This is a genomic window from Streptomyces enissocaesilis (genome assembly GCF_039533765.1).
Classification (GTDB): domain Bacteria; phylum Actinomycetota; class Actinomycetes; order Streptomycetales; family Streptomycetaceae; genus Streptomyces; species Streptomyces enissocaesilis.
Map to the genome: position 1 here is coordinate 98,387 of NZ_BAAAUD010000020.1, position 19,110 is coordinate 117,496.

Here is a 19,110-nt window from a genome sequence, read left to right on the forward strand (position 1 = left end):
CAATCACTTTCCGCTTGGCCGCATATTTATGCGTCGCGAGTGGGTTACCTGGCCATCTCTTCCTTGAGCGCCTGCACGAAGCCGTCCACGTCGTCCTCGGTGGTGTCGAAGGAGCACATCCAGCGGACGTCGCCGGCCGCCTCGTCCCAGAAGTAGAAGCGGTAGTGCTTCTGGAGACGCTCGCTGACCTCGTGCGGCAGCCGCGCGAACACCGCGTTGGCCTGCACCGGGTAGAGGATCTCGACGCCGTCCACCTGGCGGACGCCGTCGGCGAGCCGCTGGGCCATGGCGTTGGCGTGGCGCGCGTTGCGCAGCCACAGGTCGCGCGCGAGCATCGCCTCCAGTTGCACGGAGACGAAGCGCATCTTGGAGGCGAGCTGCATCGACAGCTTGCGCAGGTGCTTCATGGCGCGCACCGCGTCCGGATTCAGGACGACGACCGCCTCGCCGAACAGCATGCCGTTCTTCGTCCCGCCGAAGGACATGATGTCCACGCCCACGGTGTGGGTGAAGGTCCGCATCGGTACGTCGAGCGAGGCCGCGGCGTTGGACACCCGGGCCCCGTCGAGGTGCACCTTCATCCCGCGCTCGTGCGCGTGCTCGCAGATCGCCCGGATCTCGTCCGGTGTGTAGACCGTGCCCAGTTCGGTGTTCTGGGTGATCGACACCACCTGCGGCATCGCGCGGTGCTCGTCCTCCCAGCCGTACGCCTGCCGGTCGATGAGCTCGGGGGTGAGCTTGCCGTCCGGCGTCGGTACGGTCAGCAGCTTCAGGCCGCCCATCCGCTCCGGGGCGCCGCCCTCGTCCACGTTGATGTGCGCGGTCTCGGCGGCGATGACCGCGCCCCACCGGTCGGTGACCGCCTGGAGGGCGACCACGTTGGCGCCGGTCCCGTTGAAGACCGGGAAGGCCTCGGCCCGCCCGCCGAAGTGGCTGCGGACGATCCGCTGGAGGTTCTCCGTGTAGTCGTCCTCACCGTAGGCGACCTGGTGGCCGCCGTTGGCGAGGGCGAGCGCGGCGAGCACCTCGGGGTGGGCGCCCGCGTAGTTGTCGCTCGCGAAACCGCGCACCCGCGGGTCGTGGTGCCGGCGCGCGTCGGTCTTCGCCGCGTTCGTCGGATCCGGGTTCACGGCTTGGGGGTCAGCCACAGGCGCTGTCCATTCACTTCCCTGGCGGGCCGGTCCCAGACTCCGGCGATGGCATCGGCCAGTTCCTTGACGTCCGTGAAGCCCGCGAACTTCGCGTTCGGGCGCTCGGCGCGCATCGCGTCGTGCACCAGTGCCTTGACGACCAGGATCGCAGCCGCGCAGCGCGGCCCTTCCTCGCCCCCCGTCTTGCGGAACTCGTCGGCGAGCGCCAGGGTCCATGCCTCGGCCGCGGCCTTGGAGGCGGCGTACGCGGCGTTGCCGGCGGTGGGCTTGGACGCGCCCGCAGCGCTGATCAGCAGATAGCGTCCGCGGTCGCTGCGCCGGAGCGGGGCCTGGAAGGCGAGGGAGGTGTGCTGGACGGTGCGGACCAGCAATTTCTCCAGCAGGTCCCAGTCGGCGAGGCTGGTCTCGGCGAAGGTCGCGCTGCCGCGCCAGCCGCCGACGAGGTGGACCATCCCGTCGATCCGGCCGAACTCCTTCTCGGTCTTGTCCGCCCAGTCGCGGGTGGCTTCGAGGTCGAGGAGGTCGACGGTCTCGCCGGTGACGGTGGCGCCGCCGTGGGCGTACCTCGCGGCGTCGACGGCCTCGGCGAGGCCCGCGGCGTTCGCGTCCGCGCCGACCACGGTCGCGCCCGCCTCGGCCAGCCTGAGCAGGGCGGCACGGCCCGCGGGTCCCGCCGCTCCGGCCACCGCGACCACGGCGCCCTCCAGCGCTCCGCCGTTGCCGTTGCTGCTGCCGTTGGTCATGGTCGTCGCCTCCTGGGCGCGAGGGCTCACGCGGCCACCCGCTCGGCACTCGCCGCGGTGATCCCCCGGGTGGAGGCGATCACGTTCTTCAACTTCTTGGAAAGCGCCTCATAGAACATGCTGAGCGGAAACTCGTCCGGAAGCACGTCGTCCACGAGTTTGCGCGGCGGCAGCGACAGGTCCAGGGCGTCGGGCCCCTTGGCCCAGCGCGATCCGGGGTGCGGCGCGAGGTACGTCGAGACCAGGTCGTACGCCGCGAACCAGTGGACCAGCTTGGGACGGTCGATGCCGGCCCGGTAGAGGTCCTCGATCTCGGCGCAGAGCTGGTTGGTGACCTGCGGGGCCCGCTCCCAGTCGATCTTCAGCGTGTTGTCGGTCCAGCGCACCACGTCGTGCTTGTGCAGGTACGCGAAGAGCAACTGGCCGCCGAGACCGTCGTAGTTGCGGACGCGGTCGCCGCTGACCGGGAAGCGGAACATCCGGTCGAACAGCACGGCGTACTGGACGTCACGGCCGTGCGCGTTGCCCTCGGCCTCCAGCTTCACGGCCTCCTTGAAGGCGGTGAGGTCGCAGCGCAGCTCCTCCAGGCCGTACATCCAGAACGGCTGGCGCTGCTTGATCATGAAGGGGTCGAACGGCAGGTCGCCGTGGCTGTGGGTACGGTCGTGGACCATGTCCCACAGGACGAACGCCTGCTCGCAGCGGTCCTGGTCGGAGACCATCGCGCGGATGTCCTCCGGCAGTTCGAGGCCGAGGATGTCCACCGCGGCCTCGGTGACCCGGCGGAAGCGGGCCGCCTCGCGGTCGCAGAAGATGCCGCCCCAGGAGAAGCGCTCGGGGGCTTCGCGGACGGCGATCGTCTCGGGGAAGAGGACGGCGGAGTGCGTGTCGTACCCGGCGGTGAAGTCCTCGAAGGTGATGCCGAGGAACAGCGGGTTGTCGTAGCGGGTGCGCTCCAGCTCCGCGAGCCACTCGGGCCACACCATGCGCAGGACGACCGCCTCGAAATTGCGGTCGGGGTTGCCGTTCTGCGTGTACATGGGGAAGACGGCCAGGTGCTGGCGGCCGTCGGCGCGCCGCCGGGCGGGCTGGAAGGCGAGCAGCGAGTCCAGGAAGTCGGGCACCGTGAACCCACCGGCGACCCACTTGCGGAGATCGGCCACGAGGGCCCGGTGGTACGCGGCGTCGTGCTCCACCAGGGGGGAGAGCTCCTCGACCGCGCCGGTCACACGGCCGACGGCGGCTTCCGCTTCGGCGGGCGTCGGTGCGCCCTCGGCGCCGAAATCTATGGACCCGTCCGCCGACTGCCAGGGCCGGATCGCCTCCACGGCATTCTTGAGCTCGAGCCAGGCCGGGTGCTCGACCACGCGCCGGGCACCGGATATGCCGTCGGCGACTGCGTCCTGCACAAGAATTTCCGTCATGTCACTTCCTTCACGGGAGAACCTCGCGTCAAGGCACCGTATAGGTCTTCGACTCTTCCATTCAAGAGCGGGTCCAGCAAATTATCCTGCCGAGCCCCCCTGATCGCCGCTGTTCTTCCTGCCCAGTCCCGCAGCAGCGCACGCTTCTGCCCTCTCCACCCCTCTCAGCTCTCCGGGGGCCGTACAGCGCGCGTACCCGTTCCAGCCCTTGTCACCTCCCGTTCACCGGCCCGGTCCGGGGGATCGCCGGGGTCCGGGCCGAGCGCTCCGTTTCTCCGCGCGAGACGGCCTCCTCCGGGGAGGCGGGCCGTTAGGCTGCCCGGAGGAGCTGTCGACGGAAGCGAGACTGTCTTGAGTTTCCTCACCATTGGTCATCGCGGGGTCATGGGCGTCGAGCCGGAGAACACCCTCCGTTCCTTCGTCCGCGCCGAACAGGCCGGCATGGACGCCATCGAACTCGACCTGCACCTGAGCAAGGACGGCGCGCTCGTGGTCATGCACGACGCCGAGGTGGACCGTACGACCGACGGCAGGGGCGCGATCGCCGACCTGACCCTCGCGGAGCTGCGGGCACTCGACGCCGGGCAGGGCGAACGCGTCCCCCTCTTCGGGGAGGTCCTGGACGCGGTGGGGTCACCGCTCCAGGCCGAGATCAAGGACACCGCGGCGGCGCGGGCGCTCGCCGCGGTGATGCTCCGGCGCGATCTGGCGGGCCGCGTGGAGGTGTCGTCGTTCCACGACGAGGCGGTGGCCGAGATCGCCTCGCTCGTCCCCGGTGTACGGACCGCGCTGATCGCCAGCCGTTACGGCAGCGACGTGGTGGACCGCGCCAGGGCAGTGGGCGCGGCGACGCTGGCGCTCAACATCCGCAGGCTGACCCTGGAGACCGTGGAGCGCGCGCACGCCGAGGGGCTGCGGGTCGTCGGCTGGGTGGTGAACACGCAGGAGCAGCTGCGGCTGGTGCGGGCGCTGGAGCTGGACGGCGCGACGACCGACTATCCGGAGATCCGCCGCACGGGCCGCTTCACCGCGTGAGCGGGTCGGCGGCGCCGTTCCCCGTCCGCCCCGGGCGTCGCCGCCCCTGCCCGGCCCGGCCGCTTCAGCCCAGCCTCTTCACCAGCAGCTCGAACTCCAGGTCGTCGCGCTGCGGAACGCCGAAGCGCTCGTCGCCGTACGGGAAAGGGGTCGTCCTCCCGGTACGGCGGTAGCCGCGGCGCTCGTACCAGGCTATGAGGTCCTCCCGTACGGAGATCACCGTCATGTGCATCTCACGCGCGCCCCACATCTCGCGCACCGTCCGCTCCGCCTCGGCGATGACGACCTTGCCGAGACCGGCGCCCTGCATCTGCGGACGGACCGCGAACATCCCGAAGTAGGCGGCCTCGCCCCGGTGTTCGAGCTGGCAGCAGGCGACCAGCACACCGTCCCGCTCGACCGTGAGCAGCCGGCTGTCCGGTGACTTGACCACGTCGAGGACGCCCTCGGGGTCGGTCCGCTGTCCCTGGAGGATGTCCGCCTCGGTGGTCCAGCCCGCACGGCTGGCGTCCCCCCGGTACGCCGACTCTATGAGCGCGACGAGCGCGTCCACGTCGGTTTCCGTCGCGTCGCGGAAGGTCAGTCCGGTGGCGGCCGGACGAGGGGTGGTCTCCATGGGGGGTGGTCTCCGGATCTGTGCGGCGGTCGGGCGCCCCGAGCGTAACGCGCGCTAAGGTCCCGGTGCATGGTGCAGGTACTGAGCAGCAGGACTCTTCTGCGTCCCACGGATCCGGAGCGTTCCCGCGCGTTCTACGGCGAGGCGCTGGGGCTCGCCGTCTACCGCGAGTTCGGCACGGGGCCCGAGCGCGGGACGGTGTACTTCCTGGGCGGCGGCTTCCTGGAGGTCTCCGGGCGCTCCGACACCCCTCCCTCCCCCGGCCTCCGGCTGTGGCTCCAGGTCGAGGACGCCGTCGCGGCGTACGAGGAACTGTCGGCGCGCGGCGTCGAGGTGCTGCGGCCGCCGGTCAAGGAGCCGTGGGGCCTGATCGAGATGTGGCTCGCCGACCCCGACGGTGTGCGCATCGCCGTCGTCGAGGTGCCCGCGGACCATCCGCTGCGCTACCGCCCCTGACCCCGGCGCGCTCCCCGTGCACCCCCGTGCGCTCGCATACCGCGCGGAGGCGGCGGGCATCGACGGGACGACACCGTCGACGGGGAGGTACACCGTGCACGGACAGGCGATGTCCGGCTGGCTGCTCGTGGCACTGTGCGCGGCGACCGGCGCGTACTGTCTGCTGCGCCTGCGCAGCGGCGGCGGGGAACACCGTGAAGAGGCGGGCGGTGACGCCCTGATGGGGTTCGGGATGGCGGCTATGGCGGTGCCCGCCGCGGTGCTCGCCCCGCCGGCGTGGGGATGGATGCCGTACGCCGGGGTCTTCGGCGGGGCGGCGCTGCGGGCGCTGTGGCAGGCCCGCGGGAGCGCGCACCACGCCCACCATCTGGTGGGTTCGCTGGCCATGGTCTACATGGCGCTGGCGATGGCACCGGGAAGCGGCGGTTCCGCGCACGCGGGGCACCCGTCCGGTTACGCCGCCGCCGGTGGGATTCCGCTGCTGACCGGCGCACTGCTGCTGTACTACGCCGCGTACGTGCTGTGCTCGGGGGTGAGACTGATGCCGGTGGCCGCGGCGGCGGGGAGCACCGCCGCGGGAGCGGAGGTGCAGGTGGAGGTGAACGGCGGCGCGGGCGGCAGCAGTGGCGGTGGCAGGGAGGCGGTCCCCTGGGGCGCGCGGTCGGAACTGGCCCTCGCCTGCCGGGTTTCGATGGGGATCGGCATGATCGCGATGCTGGTCACCCTGTGAGGCGCCGCCGCGAAACCGTGGCCTGCGTCACTTGGCGCGCAAGGCCATACCCGCGAGTAGGCCCGCACTCATAGGCTGGCCCCATGACGCTCTCCTTGGCACTTCTGCTGCTCGGCGTCGTCGCCGCCGTCGCGGCCCCGCGGCTCCTGTCGCGCGCCGACTGGCGGGAGCGCGAACCCGTGGTGGCCCTGTGGGTGTGGCAGTGCGTGGTGGCCGCCGTGCTGCTGTGCTTCGGTCTGTCGATGACGTTCAGCGCGGCCGCCGCCTGGCAGGCCGTGCGGGGCCGGGTGTTCGCCCCGGCCCCGCACGGCGTCGTGGAGGCGTACGCCCTCGCCGCGTACGGGCCGTGGTCCGCCGTCATCGCGGTGCTGCTGGCGTGCGGAGGAGCCTGGACGGCGGCGATGCTGGTCCGGGAGGTCCGCAGGGCGCGCGCAGGGCGTGGGCAGCGGCGCGCGGACCTGCTCGTACGCTCCCCGCTGCTGCCCGGCGAGGAGCCCGGCGCCGACCGGCTGGTCGTACTGGAGGGGGAGCGTCCGGACGCGTGGTGGCTGCCGGGGGGCGCGGCTCCGCGCCTGGTCGTCACGACGGCGGCGTTGCGGCGCCTGAAGGGACGGCAGCTGGACGCCGTGCTCGCCCATGAGCAGGGGCACGCGCGGGCCAGGCACGACTGGCTGCTGCACTGCGCGTCCGCTCTGGCGACCGGCTTTCCGCAGGTTCCGGTGTTCGCCGCGTTCCGCGACGAGATGCACCGGCTGGTGGAGCTGGCCGCCGACGATGTGGCCTCGCGGCGCTTCGGCCGGCTGACGATCGCTCTCGCCCTGGTGGAACTCAACGAGGACCGCGGCGTGTTCGGGCCGTGTCCGGCCGCCTCGCACGCCGGACTGCCGCAGCGCGTCGACCGGCTGCTGACAGCGGCCCCCCGCCTCACCGCGGGCCGCCGGCTGCGGCTGACGGCGGCGGCCTCGCTCGTTCCGGCCGTACCGCTGCTGGTCGCGTTCGTGCCGGGGCTCAGCGCACTGGGGTAGCCGGCGTGTGCGGGGGCGGCCGGCATGCCGCGGCAGCCCCTCCGCCCGGCCCCGGGGTGGCCCGTGGCGCCGCCTCTGGGCAAGGATCTCCTCATGCACTCCCCCCAACTGGCTCCGCCCTCCCGCCCCGCCCTTCCCGCGCCCGTACGCACGGCCCTGGTCTGCTCGGCCCTCTCGGTCGTCCTCCTGCTGCTCGTCGCGTTCGAGTGGCGGCCGTTGATGTCGCTCGACCGCTCGGTCGGGGACGCCCTGCACCGCTCGGCGGTCGGCCATCCCGGCATCACGCACACCAGCCGGATCCTGTCCGACTGGGTGTGGGACCCGTGGACGATGCGCGCGCTGGTGGCCGTGGTCTTCGCGTGGCTGCTGTGGCAGGGGGAACGGCTCCTGGCGCTGTGGATCGCCGCGACCAGTGTGCTCGGTTCGCTCGTGCAGCAGGGCCTCAAGGCGGCGGTCGGCCGTGAGCGCCCCCAGTGGCCCGACCCGGTCGACTCCGCGCACTTCGCGGCCTGGCCGTCCGGCCACGCGATGACAGCCGTGGTCACCTGCGGGCTGCTGCTGTGGCTGCTCGTCCTGCGCGGCGCGAGTACCGGGGTGCGCACGGCCGTGCTCGTCGCCGGAGGGGTGTCCTGCCTCGGCGTCGGCGTCACCCGGTTCTACCTGGGCGTGCACTGGATGTCCGACGTGCTGGGCGGCTGGCTGCTGGGAGCAGCCGTGGTGGCGCTCTCGGTGGTGGCGTACGGCCGCCTGGTCGCTTCCCGGGAAGGAACGTCCGCATGACGGCCGGGAACGCGCTCTTCGGCTTCTCCGGCACGCTGCTCGGGCCCGGACCCACCGGCGGGTGGCCGCGCCCGGTGCCCTCACTCGTGGCCTGACAGGAAAAGCGTCCGTATCCGGCGGTCCCCCGCGCCGCCGGATACGGACGGCAAGCCCACGGAGCAGGCCCGGCAGGGCGCCTGTCGTGGGAGCACTGAGTATATTGGCTACGGGCCAGTCAACGCAGGAGTTATTCAGGATGTCCCCGCGCAGCGCATCGGTCAACGAGGAGTTGCGCCGCCGTTCCCGTGAGCGGTTGCTGCAGGCCACGGTGGAGCTCGTCGGGGAGCGGGGATACGAGGCGACGACGCTCGGCGCCATCGCGGACCGGGCCGGATCCGCGCGCGGGCTGGTCTCGTATTACTTTCCCGGGAAACGGCAGTTGCTGCAGTCGGCCGTGCACCGGCTGATGCACCGGACGCTCGAAGCGGCCCTGGAGCGCGAACCGCGCACCGAGGACGGCCGTGAACTGCTGGCCCGCGCGATCGACGCCGTACTGGGCCTCACGTGCGACCACCCGGTGCTCATGCGTACGCACATGGCGGGCATCCTCCAGGCGGAGGGTTTCGTGCGGTGTCCCGAACAGCAGCGGCTCGCGGAGCTGCTGCGGGGCGCCGTCGTGCGCCACGGATCGCGGGACGCGGACGCCGACTATCCGCTGCTGCGCGCGCTGCTGATGGGCGCGGTGTTCGCCGCGCTGCTGCCGGGGGCGCCGATGCCACTGCCGCGCCTGCGGGCCGAGTTGTTCCAGCGGTACGGGCTGGACTGGGAGCTCGGCGTGCCGCCGGGCGGAGAACCGCCCGGCGGCACGCTCGTGCACGGGGTGGATCAGCGTCGGTAGTCGGGCTGCGTCTGCACGTTGAGCTCGTTCAGCCGCACCCGCTGGGCGCCGTCGGTGCGCTTGTCGTTGAGCTTCAGGACGTCGAAGCCCTTGGCCATGTCGTTGGAGTAGATGTAACCGTTGTAGTAGTACGCCGACCAGGATCCGGCGGTGGACATGGTGGTCGTGCTGAGGGGACCGCGCTCGAAGAAGGCGATCTCCTCGGGCTTGGCCGAGTCGGTGAAGTCCCAGACGGAGATGCCGCCCTGGTACCAGGCCTGGACCATGATGTCCTTGCCCTTGACGGGGATCAGCGAGCCGTTGTGGGCGACGCAGTTCTCGGTGTCGGCCTGGTGGCGGTCGATCTTGAAGTAGCTCCTGAAGACCAGCTTGCGCTGGTCGCCCTTGCCGGTGATGTCGTAGATGCCGTCGGCGCCGCGCTCGGGGCCCGTGGCCGCGTTGCAGGTGGCGGCGGAGCCGCCGCCGAGCTCGTCGGTGAAGACGACCTTGTCGGCCTTCTGGTTGAAGGTCGCCGAGTGCCAGAACGCGAAGTTGACGTTGTCCTGGACGCGGTCGATGACCCTGGGCCTCTCCGGGTCCTCGATGTCGAAGATGATGCCGTCACCCATGCAGGCACCGGCGGCCAGGTCCTTCGAGGGCAGCACGGTGATGTCGTGGCAGCCGGTGGTCCTGGAGACGCCCGGGTTGGTGGGCGCGCCCGGGTTTCCGCCGTCCGGGAAGAGCACCGGGAAGTCCACGACCGCGGACTTCTCCGGGGCGCGGCGCGGCACCTTGATGATGGAGATGCCGTCGTGCGGCGGCTTGCAGTCCGGGAACGTCTCGCTCGGCGAGTACGAGGAGACGTAGACGTAGACGTTGCGTCCCCCGGGCACCAGGGTGTGCGTGTGCGAGCCGCACGCGGTCTCGACGGCGGCGACGTACCGCGGGTTGCTCTTGTCGCTGATGTCGAAGATCTTCATGCCCTCCCAGGAGGACTTCTCCGTCGCGGGCTGCGAGGTGCTCGTGCACGAGTTGTCGCTGCGCGAGGAGTCCGTGGAGAGGAAGAGCAGGTTCCCGGAGACGGAGATGTCGTTCTGCGAACCGGGACACAGGACCTGGGAGACCGTTTTCGGGGCCTTCGGGTTGCTGATGTCGAAGATCCGGAAGCCGTCGTAGTTGCCGGCGAAGGCGTACTCGCCCTGGAACGCCAGGTCGGAGTTGGTGCCCTTGATCGCGTCCTTGGGGATGTTCACCAGGTGCTCGATGTTCTTGCTGTGGACGATCTCGTCCACGCCGGGTATCTCGCCGTTCTCGATGGCGGCCCTGGCTTCGGCCTGCTGTGAGGTGGACAGGCCCTTCTTCTTCGCGGGCGCGTCCCCCGGGTCGGGGGTCGCGACCGCGGGACCGGCCGTCAGCAGCGTGGCGAAGAGCCCTGCCGCGGCTGCTGCCACGCCCAGGCCTCTGCGCCGCACGCGGGTGATGTGCAACGAGGTCACTGCGTCCTCCCTTGTATCCGTTCGTAGTTGAACGGTTGGTACACCCCGGCAGTATCGTCGTTTGCATGCACATCTCAACAGATGGCAACGAAGACGTAATGAAAGTTTTTGATCATCGGTGTGCGGAAGCGTGCTAAAAACAGACATCAATCGCCCCCCATGCCCCAGGAGGTCGCCGTGTTGATCCGCCGCAGCTCCGCACGCGCCCGCAGACTCTCATGCGTGGCGACGACGGCCGCGATCGCCGTGCTCGGCCTGGGCGCCTGCGACGCGGGGGGCGGGACCGCGCCGGAGACGAAGGCGGCCGCCGGGCCTTCGGTGGTCGCGCCGGGCAAGCCGGGCGAGCCGGCGAGGACCATGTCGGCGGACGAGGCGGAGAAGGCCCTGCCCGACGGCTCCCCCAACGGGGCGGACTTCTCGTACGCGCGGATGATGATCGAACATCACGGCCAGGCGCTGGTGATGACGGAACTCGCCCCCGAGCGCGCCGCGTCTGCGAAGGTCAAGCGGCTCGCCGAGCGGATCGCGGCGGCCCAGGGGCCGGAGATCGGCGCCATGCGGGGCTGGCTCGACAGCAACGGCGGCAAGAAGCACCGGGGCGGCCACGACCACGCCTCGATGCCGGGAATGGCCACGGAGAAGCAGCTCGCGCGGTTGCGCGCGGCCAGGGGCGAGGACTTCGACCGGCTCTTCCTGGAACTGATGGTCATTCACCACGAGGGCGCGGTCGGCATGGCGACCGATGTCCTCTCGCAGGGGAACAACGTCCAGGTCGAGGAGATGGCGACCGATGTGCTCGCGCAGCAGAGCGCCGAGATCGGCAGGATGCGCGACATGATGTGAACGTCCCCGGCTCTAGCGGCGGTTGTGGCGGGGCGACAGAAGGCCCTCGTCACGCGCGCCCGCGATCAGCCTGAGCGACTTGCGGCGGCTGCGGCCCGTCGCGCACATCACCGCGAGCACCGGGTCCCGCCCCGCCTGCTGGGCGGCCCGGTACGCCTGGGCCGCGATCCGCCGGCCCGCCCTGCCGCCGGGCCAGGACGGCCGGGCGCGCCCGACGGGGGGCGGCTGCGGCCCGTCGGGCGCGATGACGGGCGTACGCGGGGCCCCGACGGCCCGGCGGTCGCCGGCCGGCCCTTCGGCCCACTCCGCGACCGCAGTGAAGCCGTCGAGCGGCAGATCCGCGCGCACCTCCTCGACCGTGATCCGCTCCGCCGACATCGCGGCGAGTACGTCGATCCTGGCGCCGTCGGCGAGGGTGAGCCGCACGGTGAACCAGGCGGGCCGGGGCGGGGAGGCGGTGTCGGCGGAGCGGCCCTCCGGGTCCGGTACGGGCCATACCGGCGCCGTCGCATTCGGTTCATAATGGTTGTTGACGTCAAAAAAAGCACTTTCCAGCACGGCGGAAACGTAACCCCGTCCCGCCCCGGGCCCGCCACGGCGCGCAGCGGGTACGGCGCAAGGCACCCCGGTGGGGGCCTCCCGCACCGTTCGGCTCATGGGCGGACACCTCCCCCGGCCCGCCGATCGATGCCATGCTGGAGACCTTCGCGGGAAGGAGCCCCCGCCGTGCTTCGAGTCGCAGTCGTCGGTTCAGGCCCCAGCGGGGTCTACACCGCGCAGGCCCTGGTGCAGCAGAGTGCGGTGCCCGACGTGCGGGTGCACGTGCTGGACCGGCTGCCCTGTCCGTACGGACTGGTGCGCTACGGCGTCGCACCGGACCACGAGAAGATCAAGTCGCTCCAGGGCAGCCTGCGCACCGTGCTCGAGGACGAACGGATCACCTTCGTGGGCCATGCCGAGGTGGGAGCGGCCGGGCTGACCTGCGCGCGACTGCTGGAGCTCTACCACGCGGTGGTGTACTGCGTCGGGGCCGCGACGGACCGCAGGCTCGGCATCCCGGGCGAGGACCTGCCCGGGAGCTGGTCGGCCACCGACTTCGTCTCCTGGTACAGCGCGCATCCGGACGCGTCCGGGCGCGGCTTCACGCTGGGCGCGCGTTCGGCCGTCGTGATCGGGGTGGGCAACGTGGCGGTGGACGTGGCCCGCATCCTGGCGCGCGGCGCGCACGAGCTGCGGTCCACCGACGTGCCGCAGCCGGCGCTCGACGTGCTGGCGGGCAGCCGGGTGCGCGAGGTGCACATGGTGGGCCGGCGCGGCCCCTCGCAGGCGAAGTTCACCACCAAGGAACTGCGGGAGCTCGGCACCCTGCCGGACGCCGGGGTGGCCGTACGGACCGAGGAGCTCGCCCTGGACCCGGCGTACGCGGATCCCGGATCTGCGGCGGCCGCCTCCCTTCCCGCCGTGAACCGGCGCAATGTCGAGGTGCTGAGGGGCTGGGCCGCGGGCGGCAGCGGGGAACGGGCGCGCCGTGTCCACGTGCGGTTCTTCCTGCGGCCGGTGGAGGTGCTGGAGGATGGCGGACGGGCGGCGGGGGTGCGCTTCGAGCGCACGGTGCCCGACGGCGGCGGCGGCGTACGCGGCACGGGGACGTACGAGGACATCGAGGCGCAGCTGGTGCTGCGGTCGGTCGGCTACCGGGGGGCGCCGCTCGCCGGTCTGCCGTTCGATCCGGGGAGCGGGACGGTGCCGCACGCCGGAGGACACGTGCTGCGGGAGGGCGTCCCGTCGCCGGGCGAGTACGTGGCGGGCTGGATCAAGCGGGGCCCGACGGGCGTCATCGGCACCAACCGGCCGTGCGCCAAGGAGACGGTGGCGTCGCTCCTCGCGGACGCCCCGGCGCTCGCCCGGCGCCCGCTCGTGGACGACCCGCTCGGCGCACTGCGGGAGTCGGGGATCCGCCCGGTGGTGTGGAACGACTGGCGGGCGATCGAGGCGGCGGAGGCGGCGCTGGGCGTCTCCCTGGGGCGCCGCTCGGTGAAGCTCCACGACTGGGCGGGGCTGCTGGCCGCCGCGCACGGCGGGGTCTGACGCGGTCCGCCGGCACCCCCTCGCCGTCAGCCGTCGCCTCCGCGTCAGCCGTCGGTGCCGAGCCGGTCCGCCTCCAGTGCGGCCGCCGCGAGGACGCGGTCGAGGAGACCGGGGAAGAGCAGGTCCAGATCCTCGCGGCGCAGCCCGTTGAGTTTGGCCGTTCCCCGGTAGACCTGCCGGATCACACCGCTCTCGCGCAGTACGCGGAAGTGGTGGGTGGTCGTGGACTTGGTGACGGGGAGCGTGAAGTACGAGCAGGAGAGATCGGACTCGGCCACCGCCAACTCACGGACGATACGCAGCCGCATGGGGTCGGAGAGCGCGTGGAGCACCCCTTCGAGGCGGATCTCGTCGCGCGTGGGGTGCGCGAGTTCACGCGTACTCGTCGTCACGGCGTTCACGGCCTCTCCAGTTCGTCCGGAAGCGCCATTGTACGACACCTATCGTAATTCGGGGTGGATCGCCCTGCGGGCGGGACCGGCCGGCTCGCGGCCGGTCCCGCCCACGAGGGGATGTTCAGACCGCGCGGTGGTACTGGTCGGGGGTGTGCACCTCGCCGCCCAGTTCGCGCGCGGCGTGGCGGGCGAACGAAGGGTTGCGCAGCAGTTCCCGGCCGAGCAGTACGGCGTCCGCCCGGCCGTCGGCGAGGATCTTCTCGGCCTGCACCGGGTCGGTGATCAGGCCGACCGCGGCGACGGGCAGCCCGGCCTCGGTGCGGACCCGCTCGGCGAACGGCACCTGGTAGCCGGGGCCGACGGGGATCCGCGCCCGCGGCGCGAGTCCGCCCGTCGAGACGTCGAGCAGGTCCACCCCGTGCGCCCGCAGCTCACGGGCGAAGCGGACGGTGTCGTCGGCGGTCCAGCCGTCCCGCTCGTCCTCGGGGTTCTCGGTCAGCCAGTCGGTGGCCGAGATCCGGAAGAACAGCGGCAGGTCTTCGGGCCACACCGCGCGCACCGCGTCCACGACCTCCAGGGCGAAGCGCGTGCGGTTCTCGAAGGAGCCGCCGTACGCGTCGGTGCGGTGATTGCTGTGCGGGGAGAGGAACTCGCCGATCAGGTAGCCGTGCGCGCCGTGGATCTCGACGACCTTGAAGCCGGCCGCGAGGGCCCGCCGCGCGGCGTCCGCGAACTGTCCGACGATCTCCGCGATCTGCCCGGTGGACAGCTCGGCGGGCGCCGGATGGTCCTCGTCGTACGGCAGCGGGCTCGGCGCGACGGGCTGCCACGCCTCGGGGTCCGCGACGATCGGGGCGCCGCCGCGCCAGGGGCGGTCGGTGGACGCCTTGCGCCCGGCGTGCGCCAGCTGGATGCCGGGGACCGTTCCCTGGCCCTCCAGGAACGTGGTGACGCGACGCAGCGCCTCGACCTGCCGGTCGTTCCAGATGCCCAGGTCGGCGGGGCTGATCCGGCCCTCGGGGCTGACCGCCGTGGCTTCCACCAGGATCAGGCCGGTGCCACCCGTGGCACGGGCGGCGTAGTGGGCGAAGTGCCAGTCGTGCGCGACACCGGCGTTCGGCCCGAACACCTCCGCGCTGTACTGGCACATGGGCGCCATCCAGACGCGGTTGGGAATGGTCAGCGATCGCAGGGTGTAGGGCTCGAAGAGGGCACTCACGAGGGACTCCGTTTCAGCTGGTGCAGCTGGATCGACTGCGCTTAGTACGATACACACCGTACTACGGCGAACGTCAAACTACGAAGCCCTTCGTACAACCGCGCCTCAGCCGGCGAACGGTGTCGGGGGCAGCCCCCGGCCCGCGCCCGGGAGCACCAGCAGCGAACCGGAGAGCGGATGCGGGCGGGCCAGGCCGGTCCGGGCCGTGGTGACGTACAGGTCACGCAGGTCGGCGCCGCCGAAAGCGCAGGCCGTGGGGCGGCGCACGGGCAGCTCCACGGTCCGGTCGAGCCGCCCGTCCGGTGTGTACCGGCGGACCGCCGCGCCGTCCCAGAGCGCCACCCAGACGCAGCCGTCGGCGTCGACGGTCAGACCGTCGGGGAAGCCCGCACCGGTCTCGATCTCCGCGAGCCGGCGCCGGTTCACGGCCTGCCGCCCGTCGAAATCGAAGACGTCGACGCCGCGGGTGGGGCTGTCGACGTAGTACATGAGCCGTCCGTCGGGGCTCCAGCCCGTGCCGTTGCTGACGGCGGCGGTCAGCGCCCGCACGGCCGTGCCGTCCGGCGCGATCCGGGTGAGGCTTCCGCCGCCCGGCTCCTCGTCGTAGCGCATGGTGCCCGCCCACAGCGCCCCGTCGGGGGCGACGGCCGCGTCATTGCCGCGGCGGCCCGGCACGGGCTCGCGCACCAGCCAGGAGAAGGCCAGGTCGGGCCCGTACAGGCCGATTCCGTCGCGGAGGCTGACGACCAGACCGCCGCCCGCCCGCGGCTTGGCCGCGCCGACGTGCTGTCCGGTGGCCATGACCGTACGACGGCCGCTCGCCGGGTCGTAGGTGTGGACGCGCGCGGACAGGATGTCGACCCAGACCAGCCGGCCCGCCGCCGCGTCCCAGGTCGGCCCCTCGCCGAGCGACGCCCGCTCCCGTACCGCGACCTCCGGCCCCGTGGACGGCCTCGTGGACGGCCTCACGGACGGACCCCGGACAGGCGCGCGAACGGGCTCGCGGCCGGACTCACGGGCGCGCCCGGTGACCGAGGCGGGCCGACAGGTCGGTCGCGCCCTTGGCCGCCAGCTCGGCCAGCTCGGCCTCCCGCTCCTCGCTCCACCGGATCATGGGCACGGAGATGGAGAGCGCGGCGACGACCCGGCCCGCACCGTCCCGCACCGGGGCGGCCACGCAGCTCACGTCCGGGTTGGACTCCCGGTGCTCGAAGGCGAGCCCGCGCTCCCGGATCTCCGCGAGTGCGGTGCGCAGTTCCCCGGGATCGGTAATGCTGTTGGGAGTCATCGCGGCGAAGTCACGGCCTTCGATGCGGGCGTCGAGCTGGGCCTGCGGCAGCGAGGCGAGCAGCATCTTTCCGACGGAGGTGCAGTGCGCGGGCAGTCTGCGGCCGGCGGCCGAGACCATCCGGACCGCGTGCGTCGAGTCCACCTTGGCGATGTAGATGACGTCCGCGTCCTCCAGGATGGCGACATGAACGGTCTCGTCACAGGTCTCGGCGACCTCCCGGGCCACCTGCTGCCCCTCGGCGGCGAGATCGAGCTGTTCCGCGTACCGGCTGCCGAGCTGGTACGTACGCACACCGAGCCGGTAGCGGCCGGGCTGGTCGGGCACGGGCACCACGTAGGAGCGCGCGGCGAGCGTGGTGAGCAGTTCGTGCACCGTGGTGCGCGGCAGCTGGAGCTTGCGCGTGACATCGGGCGCGGACAGCGTGCCGTCCCCTTCCAGGAACAGCTCGAGTATGTCCAGCGACCTGGTCACCGCCGGAACCAGTCGTCCCACGATCGGCCACCCACCTCTTCTGTTCGAAACTCCGGCCGTTGGCCGGTATGACGAACACAGGCTAGCCGCAGGTCCGTTCACCCGGCAATGGCCGCGCGTGGTCGACGCGCGGCCAACGCGAGGCCGGCGCGGGGTGACGCATGGGTGGCGGGCAGGCCATTGACACTCCGAGGACCGGCTGATTACGGTCACGCCAGAATTTCGAACACATAACGAAATCTCGAACACCTCCGAGGGGCAACCGCCTTGCGCATTACGGGAATCAGCACGCACGTCGTCGGGACACCCTGGCGCAACCTCACCTATGTCGTCGTCCGTACGGACGAAGGTCTCACCGGTGTCGGCGAGACCCGGATGCTGGGCCGCACCGACGCGCTGCTCGGCTATCTCCGCGAGGCCGAGACCAACCACATCGCGGGATCCGACCCCTTCGCCGTCGAGGACCTCGTCCGCAGGATGAAGTACGGCGACTACGGGCGGGCCGGCGAGATCGTCATGTCGGGCATCGCGGTCGTGGAGATGGCCTGCTGGGACATCAAGGGCAAAGCGCTCGGCGTACCGGTCTGGCAGCTGCTCGGCGGAAAGGTCACCGACAAGGTCAAGGCGTACGCCAACGGCTGGTACACCACGGAGCGCACCCCCGAGGCGTACCACAAGGCGGCGCAGACGGTCGTCGAGCGCGGTTACCGCGCGCTGAAGATCGATCCGTTCGGAACCGGGCACTACGAGCTCGACCACGCCGGCACCCGCTACGCGGTGTCGCTGATCGAGGCCGTACGGGACGCGATCGGCCCGGACACCGAGCTGATGCTGGAGATGCACGGGCGGTTCTCCCCCGCCACGGCGGTGCGGCTCGCCCGCGAGCTGGCGCCCTTCGCGCCCGCCTGGCTGGAGGAGCCGGTGCCGCCGGAGAACCTCAAGGCGCTGGAGAAGGTCGCCGCCAAGGTGGACATGCCCATCGCCACCGGGGAGCGCGTCCATGACCGGATCGAGTTCCGCGAGCTGTTCGAGTCGCAGGCCGCCGACATCATCCAGCCGGACGTGGGGCACATCGGCGGCATCCTGGAGGCCAGGAAGCTCGCCGCGACCGCCGAGACGCACTACGTGCAGGTCGCCCCGCACAACGTGGGCGGCTCCGTACTGACCGCGGCGAGCCTCCAGCTGGCCGCCTGCACCCCGAACTTCAAGATCCTCGAACACTTCAACGACTTCGCCGACGCGGAGATCAAGAAGGTGGTGCGCGGGGCGCCCGAGGTGGTCGACGGCTACTTCGAGGTCTCCCACGCACCCGGCCTCGGTGTCGAGCTCGACGTGGCGGCGGCGGCCGAATTCCCGCAGCAGCAGGCCAAGTTCGATCTGTGGGCCGAGGGCTGGGAGCAGAGGAAGAGCGGGTGAACAGCCGCGCGATCGTCGTCGAGCGGCCCGGCTCGCACCGGCTGGTGACGGGGCCGCCGCCCGAGCCGGGCCCCGGCGAGGTGGTGGTGCGGGTCGCCGCCGCCGGGATCTGCATGAGCGACCGCGAGGTGTACGACGGCCATCGCGACCCGGCGTACGTGCGCTACCCGGTGATTCCCGGGCACGAGTGGTCCGGGACCGTCGAGGCGGTGGGCGAGGGGGTCGGCACGGGGCTCCTCGGGCGCAGGACCGTCGCCGAGGGGTTCCGGTCCTGCGGCGCCTGCGAGCGGTGCCGCAGCGGCGACACGTCACTGTGCGCCTCGGGGTACGACGAGACGGGCTTCACCCGGCCCGGCGCCTTCGCCGACCATGTCGCCGTGCCCGCCCGGCTGCTGCATCCGCTCGCCGACGACGCCGACCTGCGGGCCGCCGCGCTCCTGGAGCCGGCCGCCGTGGTCGCCTCCGCCGTGCGGGCCGGGCAGGCCGGGGCGGGCGAGCGGGTGGCCGTGGTGGGCGCGGGCACGCTCGGGCTGCTGGCCGTGCAGTTGCTGGCGGCCGCGAGCCCCGGTGAGCTGGCGGTGTTCGACCCGCGCATGGAACGGGCCGTCCAGGCACTGGAGTTCGGGGCGACCCACGCGCGTACGCCCGAGGAGACGGAAGACCTCGCGGGCCGCTACGACCTGGTCGTCGAGACCGCCGGGGCGCCTTCCACCGCGGCCTCGTCCTGCCTGCTGGCCCGCCGCGGCGGCCGGGTGATCCTCACCGGGATCTTCACCGCGGGCGCGACGGGGATCGATCTGGTGCATCTGTCACTGAGCCAGCTGACCGTGCGGTCCGTCTTCGGGGCCCCGTCGTCGGCCTGGGCCTTCGCCGTGCGGGCGTTCGACTCCGGGCTGATCGATCCGCGGCCGCTGATCACCCACGAGTTCCCGCTGGAGCGGTTCGGCGACGCGGTGGCGCTTGTCGGGGGCGGCGATCCGAAGACCGGGAAGGTGCTGCTGCGGCCGTCGTGAGCGACCGCAGCCCCCTCCCCTCCCCTCCCCCCGGCGCGGTCGCGGCCGCAGCCGCCCGGCAG

General features: G+C 72.0%; 20 protein-coding genes. 10 read left to right on the forward strand and 10 right to left on the reverse strand.

The window, feature by feature from the left end:
- Nucleotides 1-44: 44 nt before the first annotated feature.
- From ABD374_RS10085 to ABD374_RS10095, 3 genes are read right to left on the reverse strand one after another with little or no spacing between them, the layout of a single operon-like run.
- The gene (locus tag ABD374_RS10085; protein ID WP_344493641.1) at nucleotides 45-1,148 is read right to left on the reverse strand and encodes a threonine aldolase family protein; all 1,104 of its coding nucleotides are present in this window, start codon (nucleotides 1,146-1,148) and stop codon (nucleotides 45-47) included.
- On the reverse strand, nucleotides 1,127-1,894 hold the full coding sequence (locus tag ABD374_RS10090; RefSeq protein WP_344493643.1) for an SDR family NAD(P)-dependent oxidoreductase: 768 nt from the start codon (nucleotides 1,892-1,894) through the stop codon (nucleotides 1,127-1,129). The genes ABD374_RS10085 and ABD374_RS10090 overlap by 22 nt, the downstream gene beginning before the upstream one ends.
- A gap of 26 nt (nucleotides 1,895-1,920) precedes the next feature.
- Entirely contained in the window at nucleotides 1,921-3,318 is a 1,398-nt protein-coding gene (locus ABD374_RS10095; protein ID WP_344493645.1) for a DUF6421 family protein, read from the reverse strand.
- Between the two features lie 351 nt (nucleotides 3,319-3,669).
- On the opposite strand from ABD374_RS10095, the gene ABD374_RS10100 reads away from it, so the two are divergent.
- Nucleotides 3,670-4,353 (forward strand): glycerophosphodiester phosphodiesterase, encoded by a 684-nt coding sequence (locus ABD374_RS10100; RefSeq protein WP_344493647.1) that lies wholly within the window; start codon nucleotides 3,670-3,672, stop codon nucleotides 4,351-4,353.
- A gap of 64 nt (nucleotides 4,354-4,417) precedes the next feature.
- Here ABD374_RS10100 and ABD374_RS10105 read toward each other — a convergent pair whose 3' ends face one another.
- Nucleotides 4,418-4,969, reverse strand: coding sequence for a GNAT family N-acetyltransferase (locus ABD374_RS10105; RefSeq protein WP_344493649.1), 552 nt, complete (start codon nucleotides 4,967-4,969; stop codon nucleotides 4,418-4,420).
- Nucleotides 4,970-5,038: 69 nt separating this feature from the next.
- Here ABD374_RS10105 and ABD374_RS10110 point away from each other — a divergent pair, with 69 nt between their 5' ends.
- The 5 genes from ABD374_RS10110 to ABD374_RS10130 all read left to right on the forward strand — a co-directional run bounded on the left by ABD374_RS10110 (nucleotide 5,039) and on the right by ABD374_RS10130 (nucleotide 8,837).
- Nucleotides 5,039-5,425 (forward strand): VOC family protein, encoded by a 387-nt coding sequence (locus ABD374_RS10110; protein WP_344493651.1) that lies wholly within the window; start codon nucleotides 5,039-5,041, stop codon nucleotides 5,423-5,425.
- 94 nt (nucleotides 5,426-5,519) lie between these two features.
- The gene (locus ABD374_RS10115) at nucleotides 5,520-6,155 is read left to right on the forward strand and encodes a DUF5134 domain-containing protein (protein ID WP_344493653.1); all 636 of its coding nucleotides are present in this window, start codon (nucleotides 5,520-5,522) and stop codon (nucleotides 6,153-6,155) included.
- Between the two features lie 83 nt (nucleotides 6,156-6,238).
- Nucleotides 6,239-7,180, forward strand: coding sequence for a M56 family metallopeptidase (locus ABD374_RS10120; protein ID WP_344493655.1), 942 nt, complete (start codon nucleotides 6,239-6,241; stop codon nucleotides 7,178-7,180).
- A gap of 93 nt (nucleotides 7,181-7,273) precedes the next feature.
- Nucleotides 7,274-7,960 (forward strand): phosphatase PAP2 family protein, encoded by a 687-nt coding sequence (locus tag ABD374_RS10125; RefSeq protein WP_344493657.1) that lies wholly within the window; start codon nucleotides 7,274-7,276, stop codon nucleotides 7,958-7,960.
- Between the two features lie 235 nt (nucleotides 7,961-8,195).
- A complete protein-coding gene (locus ABD374_RS10130) occupies nucleotides 8,196-8,837 on the forward strand; it encodes a TetR/AcrR family transcriptional regulator (protein ID WP_344493659.1) in 642 nt (213 codons plus the stop codon).
- On the opposite strand, the gene ABD374_RS10135 is transcribed toward ABD374_RS10130, so the two are convergent.
- On the reverse strand, nucleotides 8,825-10,312 hold the full coding sequence (locus ABD374_RS10135; RefSeq protein WP_344493661.1) for an LVIVD repeat-containing protein: 1,488 nt from the start codon (nucleotides 10,310-10,312) through the stop codon (nucleotides 8,825-8,827). The genes ABD374_RS10130 and ABD374_RS10135 overlap by 13 nt on opposite strands.
- A gap of 159 nt (nucleotides 10,313-10,471) precedes the next feature.
- Here ABD374_RS10135 and ABD374_RS10140 point away from each other — a divergent pair, with 159 nt between their 5' ends.
- Complete coding sequence (locus ABD374_RS10140; protein WP_344493663.1) at nucleotides 10,472-11,155, forward strand: DUF305 domain-containing protein; 684 nt, start codon at nucleotides 10,472-10,474, stop codon at nucleotides 11,153-11,155.
- Nucleotides 11,156-11,167: 12 nt separating this feature from the next.
- On the opposite strand, the gene ABD374_RS10145 is transcribed toward ABD374_RS10140, so the two are convergent.
- On the reverse strand, nucleotides 11,168-11,713 hold the full coding sequence (locus ABD374_RS10145) for a DUF6214 family protein (RefSeq protein ID WP_344493665.1): 546 nt from the start codon (nucleotides 11,711-11,713) through the stop codon (nucleotides 11,168-11,170).
- 168 nt (nucleotides 11,714-11,881) lie between these two features.
- Here ABD374_RS10145 and ABD374_RS10150 point away from each other — a divergent pair, with 168 nt between their 5' ends.
- Entirely contained in the window at nucleotides 11,882-13,243 is a 1,362-nt protein-coding gene (locus ABD374_RS10150) for an FAD-dependent oxidoreductase (protein WP_344493667.1), read from the forward strand.
- Nucleotides 13,244-13,287: 44 nt separating this feature from the next.
- Here ABD374_RS10150 and ABD374_RS10155 read toward each other — a convergent pair whose 3' ends face one another.
- The 4 genes from ABD374_RS10155 to ABD374_RS10170 all read right to left on the reverse strand — a co-directional run bounded on the left by ABD374_RS10155 (nucleotide 13,288) and on the right by ABD374_RS10170 (nucleotide 16,640).
- The gene (locus tag ABD374_RS10155) at nucleotides 13,288-13,635 is read right to left on the reverse strand and encodes an ArsR/SmtB family transcription factor (protein WP_344493946.1); all 348 of its coding nucleotides are present in this window, start codon (nucleotides 13,633-13,635) and stop codon (nucleotides 13,288-13,290) included.
- Nucleotides 13,636-13,759: 124 nt separating this feature from the next.
- On the reverse strand, nucleotides 13,760-14,857 hold the full coding sequence (locus ABD374_RS10160) for an NADH:flavin oxidoreductase/NADH oxidase (protein WP_344493669.1): 1,098 nt from the start codon (nucleotides 14,855-14,857) through the stop codon (nucleotides 13,760-13,762).
- Nucleotides 14,858-14,962: 105 nt separating this feature from the next.
- Nucleotides 14,963-15,826, reverse strand: a complete 864-nt coding sequence (locus ABD374_RS10165; RefSeq protein ID WP_344493671.1) for an SMP-30/gluconolactonase/LRE family protein — start codon at nucleotides 15,824-15,826, stop codon at nucleotides 14,963-14,965.
- A gap of 43 nt (nucleotides 15,827-15,869) precedes the next feature.
- Nucleotides 15,870-16,640: an IclR family transcriptional regulator gene (locus ABD374_RS10170; protein ID WP_344493673.1), complete on the reverse strand. Its 771-nt coding sequence runs from the start codon at nucleotides 16,638-16,640 to the stop codon at nucleotides 15,870-15,872.
- 246 nt (nucleotides 16,641-16,886) lie between these two features.
- Between ABD374_RS10170 and ABD374_RS10175 the strand changes: the two genes are divergently transcribed.
- A complete protein-coding gene (locus ABD374_RS10175) occupies nucleotides 16,887-18,035 on the forward strand; it encodes a mandelate racemase/muconate lactonizing enzyme family protein (protein WP_344493675.1) in 1,149 nt (382 codons plus the stop codon).
- A complete protein-coding gene (locus ABD374_RS10180) occupies nucleotides 18,032-19,048 on the forward strand; it encodes a zinc-dependent alcohol dehydrogenase (RefSeq protein ID WP_344493677.1) in 1,017 nt (338 codons plus the stop codon). The genes ABD374_RS10175 and ABD374_RS10180 overlap by 4 nt, the downstream gene beginning before the upstream one ends.
- Nucleotides 19,049-19,110 lie beyond the last annotated feature (62 nt).

Bases quoted from the DNA above. Each gene is read 5' to 3' on its own strand.
- ABD374_RS10140 (WP_344493663.1), top strand. From the start codon at position 10,472: ATGCCCCAGGAGGTCGCCGTGTTGATCCGCCGCAGCTCCGCACGCGCC.
- ABD374_RS10105 (WP_344493649.1), bottom strand. From the start codon at position 4,969: ATGGAGACCACCCCTCGTCCGGCCGCCACCGGACTGACCTTCCGCGAC.
- ABD374_RS10130 (WP_344493659.1), top strand. From the start codon at position 8,196: ATGTCCCCGCGCAGCGCATCGGTCAACGAGGAGTTGCGCCGCCGTTCC.
- ABD374_RS10110 (WP_344493651.1), top strand. From the start codon at position 5,039: ATGGTGCAGGTACTGAGCAGCAGGACTCTTCTGCGTCCCACGGATCCG.
- ABD374_RS10125 (WP_344493657.1), top strand. From the start codon at position 7,274: ATGCACTCCCCCCAACTGGCTCCGCCCTCCCGCCCCGCCCTTCCCGCG.
- ABD374_RS10090 (WP_344493643.1), bottom strand. From the start codon at position 1,894: ATGACCAACGGCAGCAGCAACGGCAACGGCGGAGCGCTGGAGGGCGCC.
- ABD374_RS10120 (WP_344493655.1), top strand. From the start codon at position 6,239: ATGACGCTCTCCTTGGCACTTCTGCTGCTCGGCGTCGTCGCCGCCGTC.
- ABD374_RS10095 (WP_344493645.1), bottom strand. From the start codon at position 3,318: ATGACGGAAATTCTTGTGCAGGACGCAGTCGCCGACGGCATATCCGGT.